General features: G+C 29.3%; 14 protein-coding genes. 6 read left to right on the top strand and 8 right to left on the bottom strand.

What is annotated here, in order from left to right; translation table 11 throughout:
- Positions 1-9: 9 nt before the first annotated feature.
- The 3 genes from Q4586_RS10255 to Q4586_RS10245 all read right to left on the bottom strand — a co-directional run bounded on the left by Q4586_RS10255 (position 10) and on the right by Q4586_RS10245 (position 4,053).
- Positions 10-1,281, bottom strand: coding sequence for an adenylosuccinate synthase (locus Q4586_RS10255; RefSeq protein WP_068705031.1), 1,272 nt, complete (start codon positions 1,279-1,281; stop codon positions 10-12).
- 30 nt (positions 1,282-1,311) lie between these two features.
- Complete coding sequence (locus tag Q4586_RS10250; protein ID WP_068705033.1) at positions 1,312-1,761, bottom strand: Fur family transcriptional regulator; 450 nt, start codon at positions 1,759-1,761, stop codon at positions 1,312-1,314.
- 75 nt (positions 1,762-1,836) lie between these two features.
- Positions 1,837-4,053: a RelA/SpoT family protein gene (locus Q4586_RS10245; RefSeq protein ID WP_068705035.1), complete on the bottom strand. Its 2,217-nt coding sequence runs from the start codon at positions 4,051-4,053 to the stop codon at positions 1,837-1,839.
- A 353-nt stretch (positions 4,054-4,406) separates the two neighbouring features.
- Between Q4586_RS10245 and Q4586_RS10240 the strand changes: the two genes are divergently transcribed.
- The 3 genes from Q4586_RS10240 to Q4586_RS10230 all read left to right on the top strand — a co-directional run bounded on the left by Q4586_RS10240 (position 4,407) and on the right by Q4586_RS10230 (position 6,843).
- Positions 4,407-4,967, top strand: a complete 561-nt coding sequence (locus Q4586_RS10240; RefSeq protein ID WP_303528818.1) for an RNA polymerase sigma factor — start codon at positions 4,407-4,409, stop codon at positions 4,965-4,967.
- Entirely contained in the window at positions 4,948-5,718 is a 771-nt protein-coding gene (locus Q4586_RS10235) for a hypothetical protein (protein ID WP_303528817.1), read from the top strand. The genes Q4586_RS10240 and Q4586_RS10235 overlap by 20 nt, the downstream gene beginning before the upstream one ends.
- A gap of 63 nt (positions 5,719-5,781) precedes the next feature.
- Positions 5,782-6,843 carry a hypothetical protein gene (locus tag Q4586_RS10230; protein ID WP_303528815.1) on the top strand — a complete coding sequence of 354 codons (1,062 nt, stop codon included), beginning with the start codon at positions 5,782-5,784 and terminating at the stop codon, positions 6,841-6,843.
- A 30-nt stretch (positions 6,844-6,873) separates the two neighbouring features.
- Here Q4586_RS10230 and Q4586_RS10225 read toward each other — a convergent pair whose 3' ends face one another.
- Positions 6,874-7,770: a sterol desaturase family protein gene (locus tag Q4586_RS10225; RefSeq protein WP_303528814.1), complete on the bottom strand. Its 897-nt coding sequence runs from the start codon at positions 7,768-7,770 to the stop codon at positions 6,874-6,876.
- Positions 7,771-7,891: 121 nt separating this feature from the next.
- Here Q4586_RS10225 and rpsF point away from each other — a divergent pair, with 121 nt between their 5' ends.
- The 3 genes from rpsF to rplI are packed head-to-tail and all read left to right on the top strand — an operon-like array spanning position 7,892 to position 8,998.
- A complete protein-coding gene (gene rpsF / locus Q4586_RS10220) occupies positions 7,892-8,233 on the top strand; it encodes a 30S ribosomal protein S6 (RefSeq protein WP_068705046.1) in 342 nt (113 codons plus the stop codon).
- 3 nt (positions 8,234-8,236) lie between these two features.
- The gene (rpsR, locus tag Q4586_RS10215; protein ID WP_068705048.1) at positions 8,237-8,533 is read left to right on the top strand and encodes a 30S ribosomal protein S18; all 297 of its coding nucleotides are present in this window, start codon (positions 8,237-8,239) and stop codon (positions 8,531-8,533) included.
- A gap of 15 nt (positions 8,534-8,548) precedes the next feature.
- Positions 8,549-8,998: a 50S ribosomal protein L9 gene (rplI, locus tag Q4586_RS10210; RefSeq protein WP_068705050.1), complete on the top strand. Its 450-nt coding sequence runs from the start codon at positions 8,549-8,551 to the stop codon at positions 8,996-8,998.
- A 229-nt stretch (positions 8,999-9,227) separates the two neighbouring features.
- Here the strand turns inward: rplI and lysA are convergent, their stop codons facing one another.
- The 4 genes from lysA to Q4586_RS10190 form a co-directional block, all read right to left on the bottom strand.
- A complete protein-coding gene (gene lysA, locus Q4586_RS10205) occupies positions 9,228-10,433 on the bottom strand; it encodes a diaminopimelate decarboxylase (protein WP_303528810.1) in 1,206 nt (401 codons plus the stop codon).
- 246 nt (positions 10,434-10,679) lie between these two features.
- Positions 10,680-11,918: a peptidase T gene (pepT, locus tag Q4586_RS10200; RefSeq protein WP_068705054.1), complete on the bottom strand. Its 1,239-nt coding sequence runs from the start codon at positions 11,916-11,918 to the stop codon at positions 10,680-10,682.
- A gap of 30 nt (positions 11,919-11,948) precedes the next feature.
- Positions 11,949-12,503, bottom strand: coding sequence for a hypothetical protein (locus tag Q4586_RS10195; protein WP_303528808.1), 555 nt, complete (start codon positions 12,501-12,503; stop codon positions 11,949-11,951).
- Between the two features lie 17 nt (positions 12,504-12,520).
- The gene (locus tag Q4586_RS10190) at positions 12,521-13,591 is read right to left on the bottom strand and encodes a DUF3810 domain-containing protein (protein ID WP_303528806.1); all 1,071 of its coding nucleotides are present in this window, start codon (positions 13,589-13,591) and stop codon (positions 12,521-12,523) included.
- Between the last annotated feature and the right edge of the window lie 89 nt (positions 13,592-13,680).

The raw sequence follows: 13,680 nt of genomic DNA, 5'->3' as shown, positions 1-13,680 counted from the left end.
TTTTTAAATTTATCTATTAATTGTTTGTTTTCTATCAGGTCCTACCGATACTATTTTTACAGGAACTCCGGTCTCTTTTTCAATAAAAGCAACATAGTCTAGTAAGTTTTTTGGTAACTCATCAGCATTTGTCATTTTTGTTAAATCATCTTCCCATCCTTTAAATTCAGTATAGTTTACTGAAATATTTTCAGGCTCAATATTATAAGGTAAATGTGTAATTTCTTCTCCTTTATAATTGTATGAAGTACATACTTTTAAGGTGTCAAATCCAGAAAGTACATCTCCTTTCATCATCATTAATTGCGTAACACCGTTTACATCAACAGCATATTTTAAAGCCACTAAATCTAACCAACCGCATCTTCTTGGACGACCAGTAGTTGCCCCAAATTCATGACCAACTTTAGCCATTTGTGCACCATCTTCATCAAATAATTCAGTAGGAAAAGGTCCAGAACCAACACGTGTTGTGTAGGCTTTAAAAATACCAAATACATCTCCAATTCTGTTAGGAGCAATTCCTAAACCAGTACAAGCACCTGCAGCTGTTGTGTTTGAAGAGGTTACAAAAGGATAGGTACCAAAATCGATATCTAATAATGATCCTTGTGCACCTTCAGCTAAAATTGTTTTTCCTTCTTTTATTGCTGAGTTTAAAAATTCTTCAGAATCTATAAATTGTAGTGTTCTTAATTTTTCAATTCCTAAATCAAATTCAGCCTCTAATTCATCTAAATCATATTCTACTTGCACATCAAAATAAGCAAGCATACTTAAGTGCTTTTGAGTTAAAGCTCTATATTTATCTTTCCAATTATCTAGCTCTAAATCTCCAACACGCATTCCATTTCTACCAGTTTTGTCCATATAAGTTGGACCAATACCTTTTAAAGTAGAACCGATTTTTGCTTTTCCTTTAGATGTTTCAGAAGCAGCATCTAATAAACGGTGTGTTGGTAAAATTAAATGTGCTTTACGAGAAATTAATAATTTAGATGTATAATCGATATTATGAACATCTAAATTTTCTAGTTCTTTTTTAAAGATAACAGGGTCTATTACCACTCCATTACCAACTACGTTTAAAGCGGTTTTATGAAAAATTCCAGAAGGAATTGTGTGTAAAACGTGTTTGTTACCGTCAAAGATTAAGGTATGACCTGCGTTTGGACCTCCTTGAAATCGTGCAATAATATCGTAATTACCTGTTAGTACGTCTACGATTTTACCTTTTCCCTCGTCTCCCCATTGTAATCCGAGTAATAAATCTACTGCCATTTAGTGTGTTATTAAGTGTATTTGTTGTTGTTATTTTTTGTTGCGTTTTGTTCCGTAAAAATAGAGTGAATGGTTGTGAATATCAATATCAAAAACATCTTCAATTGTTTTTTTGATGATTTGAATTCTAGGGTCACAAAATTCTTTAACTTCTCCAGAGTCAGTTAAAATTACATGATCGTGATTTTTATCGAAATAACTTTTTTCGTAACGTGCCATTGATTGCCCGTCAAATTGATGTTTACGAACCAAACCACAATCTAAAAGTAAATCCATCGTATTGTAAAGTGTTGCTCTACTTACACGATAGTTTTTATTTTTCATTTTAATATATAATGATTCGATATCAAAATGCTCTTCAGCACTATATATTTCTTGTAAAATAGCATAACGTTCTGGTGTTTTTCGATGCTTGTTTTCTTCTAAAAAAGTAGTGAAAACTTTTTTTACAATTTCTTGATTTTCGACTGAGTTACTCATTCTTATTTAAAAATTTACGGACGGACAAATTTACGTTTATTTATTGATAAAAAAACAAGGATATTAAAATGATATTTACAATGTATTAACACGCTCTACTTTTTGTACTCCATCTATCTTTTTTATGTTGTCAATTAACTTATTAAGTTGGGCTTTGTTTTTTACACTTAACGAGAGTTTTCCTGCAAAAACACCATGATCTCCTGAGATATTAATGCTATGAATATGTACATCCATACTATTTGAAATAATACGTGTAATACTATTAACGATACCTTTATTATCTATTCCTGATAAATTTAAAATGGCTGTAAACTCTTGTTTGGTAGAGTCAATCCATTTAGCAAGCATAATTCGATATGCGTAATTTGACTGTAATGAAATAGCATTAGGGCAATCTTTTTTATGAATTTTTATACCTTCGTTTATGGTTACAAAGCCAAAAACTTTATCGCCTGGGATAGGAGAGCAGCATTTTGCTAATGTGTAATCTAATGTTTGTTCTTCTTTACCGAATACTAAAGCGTCATATTTATGGGTGATTTCTTCTTTTTCTGAAATTCCTTTTGATGGGTTTCGACGAAACGTATTTTTAATAAAGCCCATAATGAGTCCGCTTCGTTGTGTAACAAACTCCTTTAATTGTGTATTGTCAATAGCACCGTTACCAACTCTAAAAAATAAATCAAAACTTGTTTTTAAACCAAAATAATTAGCAAGTTCGTGTATTACTTTTTCTCCTGATCCAATTTTTAAATGGCGTAATTTTCGTAATAAAATAGCCTTTCCTTCTTCTGCAATTATCTTTTCTTCAGCTTTTAGTGCTGATTTAATTTTAGTACGTGCTCTTGCAGTTAATACAAAATCTAACCAACGTACATTTGGTTTGTTGTTGCTAGCGGTTAGCACTTGTACTTGATCACCGCTTTTAAGGGTGTGGCTTAACGGAACTAATTTTCCGTTTACTTTGGCTCCTCTACATTTTAAACCTACATCGGTATGAACAGAAAAAGCAAAATCTAGCGCAGATGCTCCTTTAGGTAGTGATTTTAAATCTCCTTTAGGAGTAAAAACATATATTTCTTTTGCGTATAAATTAAGTTTAAAATCTTCAACAAAGTCAATGGCATCAGCACTTTGGTTTTCTAAAGTTTCTTTTAGTTTATTTAACCAACCTTCTAGTCCGTTTTCCTTAACATTACCTTGTTTGTATTTAAAGTGTGCTGCATATCCTTTTTCAGCTATTTCGTCCATTCTTTCAGAGCGCACTTGTACTTCAACCCACCTTGATTGTGGGCCAATTACGGTAATATGTAAAGCTTCATAACCTGTTGATTTTGGTTGTGAAATCCAATCTCGTAAACGGGCAGGGTTTGGTTTAAAAAAATCGGTTACGATAGAGTATATTTTCCAAGCATCAAATTTTTCATCATCAGAGGTTGGTTCATAAATAATTCGAATTGCAAATTTATCGTATACTTCATCAAAGGTTACGTTTTGTTTTCGCATTTTTCTTCTGATAGAAAAAATTGATTTAAAGCGCCCTTTAATATCATATTTAAAACCTTCTTTATCTAAAGCTTCTTTTAAAATACCAGTAAAGCTATCAATATATTTTTGTTGTTCTTCTTTACTGTCTTTTATTTTGGTTAAAATATCTTTATAAACTTCAGGTTCGGTATATTTTAATCCTAAATCTTCTAATTCTGTTTTTATATTGTATAAACCTAATCGATGTGCTAAAGGCGCATAAATGTATAAAGTTTCTGAGGCAATTTTTACCTGTTTATGGGCGGGCATTGCGTCCATGGTTTGCATGTTATGCAAACGATCGGCAATTTTTATTAAAATAACTCTTACATCATCATGTAAGGTAAGTAGCATTTTTCTAAAATTTTCAGCTTGTATTGAGTAATCTTGCTCTTTTTTTAGATTAGAGATTTTGGTAAGTCCGCTAACAATACGTGCTATGTTTTCACCAAATAAACGCTCCATATCATCAATAGTGTAATGGGTGTCTTCAACAACATCGTGTAATAATGCTGCGGCAATTGAGGTAGCTCCTAAGCCAATTTCATAAGCAACAATTTTAGCTACAGCAATTGGATGATAAATATAAGGTTCGCCTGTTTTTCTTCGTTGTTCAGAATGAGCTTCAACAGCAATATCAAAAGCTTTACGTATTAATTTTTTGTCATTATCAGATAGTGTTTGGTAGGTTCCTTTTAATAAATCTTTATATCTGTGGGCTATTTCTTTATTTTCTTCTTCGATCGTTGCATTATAACTCATACGCTTAAAGTTCTTTTTGTTAAATACGTTTCAAAATAAAAATAGTGTAAAGAAACTTACTGAGCAAGTTTTCGTTAAAAATGTTTACAATAATAAAAAAGTATTTATACAGTAAATATCGAGTGTTTTTCCTCTAATATATATTGATAAAAAAAGATATATTTGTTATATAATTCAGTGGTAACAAGACTTTAAAATATTTAAGTCCCCCTGAAATATCATTTAAGATGATATTTGAATCTCCGACTTTTTATAAAGTCGGAGATTCTTTTTTACTTTTTTTTACCGCTAGGCAACCTTTTTTACAATGTGCTAGTCTTTATATTTGTAAGCGTGTAAATTAACTATTCGAATTGAAAATTATTCAGTTACATAAAAATCAATCTGTATTAATAAAAAAGGCAAAAGAGCAGAATAGAGAAGCTCAGCAGCTATTATTTAAACAGTACTCGCCTAAAATGTTAGGGGTTTGTAGGCAATATGTAAAAGATATGCACCATGCTGAAGATTTAATGCTTTCAGGGTTTTTAAAAGTATTTACAAAATTAGATACCTTTAAAAATGAAGGGAGTTTTGAAGGGTGGATTCGTAAAATTATAGTAAACACTTGTCTTACTTATTTAAATAAAAAAAATCCGATTCAATTAACAGATGAAGATTTTGTTTTTGATGATGTTGCTACCGAAAATTTAGAAAATACATCGGTAGAAGATATTCAGAAATTAATAGACCAATTACCTGAAGGCTATAAATTAGTTTTTAATTTATATGCCATTGAAGGATATAAACATTCAGAAATAGCTAAAAAATTGAATATTTCAGAAGGTACCTCTAAGTCGCAATTGTTTAAAGCCAGAAAGTGGTTGCAACAAAGCTATATAAAAATGAATCAGATTGAAAATGCAGACAAATAAAATAGATAAACAAATAGCTGATAAACTTAAAGATAGGGAATTTAAACCTTCTTTATCAGCCTGGGAACGTTTAAGTGAAGAGTTGAATAAAGAGCCAGTTAAGAAAAAACATAGTTGGGTTTTGTACCTAGGTTATGCAGCAAGTATTGTTGTGTTAATTGGTGCAGGTTTTTTATACATATTAAATAATAAACTTACTCCTCAAAATATTATAGTTAATGCAACAACTGATACTTTAAAACTTAAAGAAGTTAACCTAAAAGAAATTATACCTGTTGAAGAAGCAATTGTAAAAGTGATTGAAAGAAAGGAAAAATATAAAAATATAAAAACTAAAAAAATACAGTTTAAAGAAGAATCTAAAAGGACAGTAGCCAATGTGTCAAAACAACGTATTGGTAAAATTTTAGTTAATCATAAAGTTAAAAAAGAAGATAAAGATTCAACGATTGCAAATAGTAAAAAAGGCAAATCAAGTATACTTGTAAATAGTGATGATTTGTTGTTTGTAGTAACACATTCGCAAGAAGAGGTAAAAGAGTATTATGCGAAGTATAAAATTAATAGAAAAGATGTGTTAGATACTATTCGAAAAGAATTAATAAAATCAAACCTTGCCATAAATCCTGAAACTATTTTGGCCGAAGTAGAGTATGATATTAAAGAAACTGATTTTGAGCAAAATTTTATGAAAAAATTCAAATCAAAACTATCAAATGTAATTGTAGCAATTGCAGATAGAAATAAGTAAACGCTTACCAATTATCGATAATTAAATTACCAAATTATTCCATTTAATTTAAAAATTTAAAACATGAAAAGAATACTATTATTAGTGTTGTTTGTAACAACTATTGCCCAATCTCAAGAAAAAACATTTGAAAATGAGGTGAAAAAAATATCTAAAAATATTGATAAAATAACAACACAGCAAAAAGACTCCTTAAAAATAAAGGTAAAAGAAATTAATTTAAAAGTTGATAAAAAAGAGCTTACACTTGATGAGGCTACTGCTTTAAAAAAGTCAGCAGCAGTTTATCATGCGAAGCAAATAGAAAATTTAATTAGTGAACAAGAACAAAATTTACAACAATTAGTGCAAGATAAAACAGACGGTAAAATAGCAAGTAATAATGATGTTGATTTTGAAGATACTTTTAGAATAGGAGGAACGACATTTAAGTTTAACTTATCGGATGATGATGTTAAGAAAAAAAGGAATAGAAAAAATAAAAGAACCACTACTCAGTTTGTATTTGCTTTAGGTGTAAACAACGTTTTAACAAATAATAAATTTAGCTCATTAAATGATTCTAAGTATAAATTTTGGCAATCGCATTTTTACGAATTAGGTTTTACATTTAAAACACGTTTTTCAAAAGAACCATCGAAAACATATTTTAAATATGGGGTATCATTTTTATGGAATAATTTAAGAGCCGAAAATAACCAATATCATGTTGTAAATGGAGATGAAATAGCATTAAATGAGCATACAAATAATCTTATAGAAAGTAGATTACGCCATGTTCAAATGACTTTTCCGATGCATTTAGAATTTGATTTTTCAAAAAATAAAAAGTATTCAGATGAAGAAATTGTTGATAGAACGCATCAATCTATTCGCTTCGGGCTTGGAGGTTTCTTTGGGTTTAAGTTAGGAACTCGCCAGTATTTAGAATACAAAAACGCGCAAGGTATTAATGTTGAAGAAGTACAAAAAGCTAGTTTTAACACCAACACAATTAATTATGGACTAAGCGCATATTTTGCTTACCAAGGTTATGGTTTGTATGTTAAATATGATTTAAATCCTTTATTTAAGAATACAGACACACGAAATATTTCATTAGGATTACGATTTGATATTAATTAAGGTATTGACTTTAATAAAAAAGAGAAGTGTTTAAACTTCTCTTTTTTTATTTACTTCCCATTCATGGCGTAAATCACCAGAAAGTTTTCCGGTGCCGTCATGTTTCCAACCAGGAGGCTTTAGTAGATATAAAAACTTTTTTCCTAAAGAAGTTTTGCTTTTAAAAACATCAGTAAACATATTACACCATTCTAAAAAAGCAATTTTAATAGGATTATATGTATTTATATTAGTAACTAAACCATATATAGGTTTTTCAACTTCGGGTTCAAAAGTACTAAATAGTTTATCCCAAATAATAAAAATACCCGCATGGTTTCTATCTAAGTACTGCGGATTTGTAGCGTGATGTACCCTGTGATGACTAGGTGTATTAAAAACAGCTTCAAACCAATTGGGTAATTTTTTTATCAATTCAGTATGAATCCAATATTGGTATAATAAGCTAATACTCATTTGAGTTAATATCATTAAAGGATGAAACCCGATGATAGCCAAAGGTGCCCAAAAAATAAAAGTATAAAAGCTACCGGTCCAAGTTTGCCTTAAAGCGGTACTTAAATTGTATTTTTTTGATGAATGATGCACTACATGACTTGCCCAGAAAAGCCTACTTTTATGTGCAATTCTATGATTCCAGTAATACACAAAATCTTCAGCAAATAACAAAACAATCCATGACCACCATATAAAAGGAATCGTAAAAAATCTGTAACTATATAGTAAAGTAAAAATTGTAAAAATTACTCCTTTGGTAAATAAACCTATAGCAACATTACCTAAACCCATTATTATTGAAGTAAAGGCATCTTTAAATTCATAATCTTCTAACTTAACTTTAACAGTGAGTATAACTTCAATAATAACAGTTATAACAAAAAAAGGAATGGCGTAATGTATTAAGTTTGGTGTTTCAGGGAGTTGCATAAAAAAGGTTTAGTTACAAACCTACATAAAAAATAGTGATTGTTTTTAAAGGTAAGAATTTGTTTAGATAGGAAAAAACAGTATATTTGCAGGCTTAAAATAAATTTTAAACAATTTAATTATGAATCATTACGAAACTGTTTTCATTTTGAATCCCGTTTTATCTGAAACTCAGATAAAGGAGACAGTAAAGAAGTTTGAGGACTACTTACTATCTAAAGGTGCAGAAATGATTTCTAAAGAAGATTGGGGCTTAAAAAAATTAGCTTACCCAATTGAAAAGAAAAAAAGTGGATTTTACCACTTATTAGATTACAAGGTAGCAGGAGATGCGATTGCTCCTTTTGAATTAGAGTTCAGAAGAGACGATAGTGTTATGCGTTATTTAACTGTAAAGTTAGACAAACATGCTGCAGCTTGGGCTGAAAAGAGAAGAAATCGTGTTAAATCTGCAAAAAAGTAAGAAATGGCATCAATAGATCAACAAGCAAAAGGAAACAAGCAAGGAGAAGTACGTTACTTAACTCCGCTTGATATCGAAACTAAAAAAGAAGCTAAATACTGTCGTTTTAAAAAGAATGGTATTAAATACATCGATTATAAAGATGCTGACTTCTTAATGTATTTAGTAAACGAACAAGGTAAAATTTTACCAAGACGTTTAACAGGAACATCATTAAAATATCAACGTAAAGTGGCACAAGCTATTAAAAGAGCGCGTCACTTAGCATTAATGCCATATGTTGGTGATTTATTAAAATAATAAAGAAGTAGACACATGGAATTGATATTAAAACAAGACGTAGAAAATTTAGGTTTTAAAGACGATGTTGTAACTGTTAAGAATGGTTATGGTCGTAATTGCCTAATTCCTCAAGGATTTGCAATTTTAGCTACTTCTTCAGCTAAAAAAGTATTAGCTGAAAACTTAAAGCAACGTGCTTTTAAAGAAGCTAAATTAGTAGAAGATGCTACCAAAGTGGCTGAAGCTATTAAAGGATATGAAATTAAGATTGCTTCTAAAGTAGGTTCTGGTGATAAATTATTTGGTTCGGTAAACAACATTAATGTTGCTGAAGCTATAGCTAAAGCTGGTACTGTAATTGATAAGAAATTTATCAAAGTTACTGGAGGTAGTGTAAAAAGATTAGGTAAATATAATGCTGCTGTACGTTTGCACAGAGCTGTAGTTGCTGATATTGTATTTGAAGTTGTTGCTGAAAAGTAATAGTTAAAATAATATATATTATAAAACCTACTCATTTTTGAGTAGGTTTTTATTTTTTATAGTATTTAATAGGTGAAAAGGAGGTTTTTCCTTACTGTTTATTAAAAGTAATTGATGACATTTGTAATTTAAATAAAGAATAGGGGACTTTATTACAATTAAAATATAGTCTTTTAAGGGATTGATTGTATTTTAAAAAACGCTGATCTTATATAAGATCAGCGTTTTTTTATAATTTTATTTCCTCTTGATTTCTAAGAATATCCTCAAATGTCTCTCTTTTTCTTATTAAATAATCTTTTCCTTTGTAAATCATAACTTCTGCAGGTTTAAACCTTGAATTGTAATTTGAAGTCATAGAAAAACAATAGGCACCAGCATTATGGAAACATAAAATATCCTCTTCTGATATTTCATTAATTCTTCTATTTGAACCAAAAGTATCAGTTTCACAAATATAACCTACAACACTATAAAAACGTTCTCTACCTTTTGGATTTGACAGGTTTTCTATATAATGATAAGAATTATATAGCATTGGGCGAATTAAATGATTCATTCCACTATCAATACCAGCAAAAACAGTAGAAGTAGTTTGTTTTATAACATTAACTTTTGCTAAAAAGTAACCAGATTCACTTACTAAAAACTTACCAGGCTCAAACATTAAGGTAATATTTTTGCCATATTCTTTACAAAATTGATTAAAGCGAGTGGATAATTTTTCTCCTAATTCAACAATATCTGTAGAAATATCATCTTTTTTATAAGGTACTTTAAATCCGCTTCCGAAATCAATAAAGTCAATGTTTTTAAATTGTTTAGCAACGTCAAATAATATTTCTGAAGCTCTAACAAAAGTATCAATATCTAAAATATCAGATCCGGTATGCATATGAATACCATTAATACGCATTCCTGTATTTTCAACAACTCTTTTTATATGTGGTACTTGATGAATTGATATTCCAAATTTAGAATCAATATGACCTACAGAAATATTACTGTTTCCGCCAGCCATAATATGTGGATTTATACGAATACAAACAGGTACTTTGGGGTGTTTTTGACCAAACAATTCAAGTATAGATAAATTATCAATATTAATTTGAACTCCTAATTTGGCTACTTGTTCAATTTCTTGTAATGATACTCCATTTGGTGTGTAAATTATATCTTTAGCTTTAAAACCAGCATGCAAACCAAGTTTAACCTCTTGAATAGAAACAGTGTCTAGTCCACTTTTTAAAGTGTTTAAAACCTTTAAAATATTAATATTAGATAAAGCTTTTGCAGCATAATTTATTTTTACACTTTTAACTTTAGAAAACGCTGTGGTTATTTTTTTATATTGTTGCGTTATTTTTTCGGTATCATATACATAAAGTGGCGAACCATATTTATTGGCTAAATTTAATAAATCTTCTCTATTCATTCTTCTTTGTTGTTTAACTGCGTCAAATTTATAGAAGTCCGTATACCTAAAAAATTATTTATAAAAACTATACAAATCTGTTTCTTTTGTGAAAAAAAGGTTGTTATCAGGAAGAGAAAAGGTGATTCTCCTAAATAAAGGGATTTATTTCAATTTAATATTTATGATATTTTCTGTAGGGCTAGGAGATGTCATAAAAAAACTCTAGCTTTTGCTAGAGTTTTTTGTTTTTATAAAAAGTTAAGCTTAGTTAAATTTAACAGCTACTTTTTCAGCAATTCCAACAATTACTTCGGTAGCTTTTAAAATACTTTCTACAGGTACGTATTCGTAACGTCCGTGAAAGTTGTGTCCGCCGGCAAAAATATTTGGGCAAGGTAATCCTTTGTATGATAGTTGAGATCCATCGGTACCACCACGAATAGGTTTAATTAAAGGTGTAATTCCGATATCATTCATAACCTCTTCGGCAATATCAACAATATGCATAACAGGAGTTACTTTTTCTTTCATGTTGTAATATTGGTCTTTGATTTCAATTTCAATTAAGTCTTGACCTAATTTTTTATTCATGGTTGAAACTAAATCTAACATGGCTTGTTTACGATTTTTAAACAATTCCATATCATGGTCTCTAATAATGTATTGTAAAGTTGTTTTTTCAACTTTTCCTTCCATATTGTGTAAATGGAAAAAACCTTCGTAACCAGTTGTTTTTTCAGGCACTTCATTGGATGGCATTGCATTAATTAATTCGCTGGCAATTGTCATTGAATTAATCATTTTTCCTTTTGCATAACCAGGATGTACTATTTTACCATTAACAGTAATTTTAGCACCAGCAGCATTAAAGTTTTCATATTCTAGTTCTCCAATCTGACTTCCATCCATAGTATATGCCCATTGAGCACCAAATTTTTCAACATCAAACATGTGTGCACCTTTTCCTACTTCTTCATCAGGAGGAAAACATACTCTAATTTTACCATGCTTAATTTCTGGATGTTGAATTAAATATTCCATCGCAGAAACGATTTCGGTAACACCAGCTTTATCATCAGCACCTAAAAGTGTAGTTCCGTCAGTAGTAATAATTGTTTGTCCTTTATATTGTAATAAATCTTCAAAATAATCTGGAGATAATACAATGTTTTCTTCTTTATTTAAAAGAATATCTTTTCCGTCGTAATTTTCATGAATTTGAGGCTTTACATTTGCGCCAGTAAAATCAGGACTTGTATCAATATGAGCAACAAAACCAATGGTTGGCACTTCGTAATCTAAATTACTAGGTAAGGTTGCCATTAGATAACAGTTTTCATCTAAATCAACTTCTTCCATTCCTATTTCTTTCAATTCTTTTTCAAGAACTCTAGCTAAATCCCATTGTTTTTCGGTACTCGGAAAAGCAGGGTTGTTAGGATCACTTTCTGTATCAATAGTTACGTATTTTATAAATCGATTGATGATATGTTGTTTGTTCATTGTTGTATTTTTTTAGCGTTTCAAAAATAACTAATTTAACTGTATTTTGTTTATTAATTTTAAGGCTTTACAAATTCGTTGATCTACTAAAGAGTCTCCATAAATTTCTGTTTTTACATGTAAAAAATTGTCTGAATTTATTTTAGTAAAGGTGTTTAAAATATGATAAGAATAATTATTTTTTTTACCCTTAGCATAACTATAATATGATGGTTTGTTAAGTAGGTTTACTTTGTTTGTTTTAATTTCTGATAAATTCATTTTTTTGTTATCGTCTGTAATTTTTTGAGCAAAAGTTTTATCAATAAAAACGGTTTTATGTACTAGGGTAACATCAATAAGCGTTGTTTTTGTTAGGCTTACTGTGGTGTCAGCTGCGTAAAGGGATGTTTTTGTATCATCAAAATATAAATTTACTTTCCATTTTTTAGGCAACGGTATTGTAAACATTTTTCTAACATCTTCATTTTTTTGTAAATCAGTGTAAGTATCAATTTTTACACACGGAAAATCTTCATTCAAATCAGGAAGAGAGTTGCAAGAAATGATAGAGAATAGGACTAAAATAGCTAAAAAATATTTCATAAATAAGAATAATGTTTTTATTGATTTTTATCAAAATAGGCAATTAACAAATCTACCACATAACTGTAAGATTTTATTCCTTTTGATTGATTGTTTGCTTTTAAATAAGAGTTATAACCTTTTTTTAAATAAGGCTCTAAAGGGTTGTCAAATTGTTTCCAATGTAAATAACTATCTCTGTAATCTTTATAAATGCCTTTGTTTACTAAGTTTTTTATTTCAGATGCAATCGCTTTATCATGTTTGTATACTTGGCCAATACAGTAATTATACGCCATTCTGTAGCCTGAATATTTAAAATATAAATCATCATTTGCAATAGAGGCTAAAAAACCTACAAAGTTAGCATCATTTTCTGCAGCCCAACCTATTTGATGCGCCATTTCATGACATGTAGTAGTTGGATATCCTGTTTTAGGAATCATGTAATTTACTTGCGCTTCACCAGTAATTGGATTTATATAACCAGCGGTTCCGTTATAAGATTGAAATAAACTAACTAAAGAACTTTTTATAGATGTATTTTGATAGGTTAACTGCGGATAAATAAAAGCTAAGTTTTGATAACCATTGGTAGCTAACTGATAAATTTCTTTTTGCGAATATGGAACTTTGACTTTTATAGAATCGTTTGCAACAATTTGCAAATGCACTTTATTTAATTCAAGAACAATTTTTTTTGTTGTTTTAACCAATTGTTCAGTACTGTAAGTTGCTTGCTGTAAGTTTAAATTTTTAGCCAATGGTTCACGAAAATAATTGAATCCCCAAAAAGTGTAAAAACAAAAATAGATAATAGATAAAGCTATTGTAAAATTTAAAAGTAGTGAAATGCTATTTTTAAATCGATTTTTAATTAGTTGATAAATGCCCTTTATCAATAATAAAATTAAAATTAATCCTATAATATCTCCAAAAGAAAAAGGAATCCAACCTAAAGTAAAACGAAAAAATTTAGATATATAAGGATATACACCATTACTATAGTATTTTTCTATCCACGCAGTTTTTTGACTTAAAAGGTGCACAAAAAATACCTGAATAGGTAAGGTTAAAGCTAAAAATATTTTTTTTTGATATTGCTTCATAAAATTCAAAAATAAGAAAGTTATAAGGTTATCAACAAGTTAATAACAATTTTGTTTACAAAATTTGTGTATAAAGAAAGTTAAAGATA

The sequence above is a fragment of the Tenacibaculum soleae genome (assembly GCF_030549005.1).
Lineage (GTDB): Bacteria > Bacteroidota > Bacteroidia > Flavobacteriales > Flavobacteriaceae > Polaribacter > Polaribacter soleae.
The sequence above is the reverse complement of the archived record's forward strand: the minus strand, read 5'-3'. Positions and strand labels throughout refer to the sequence as shown.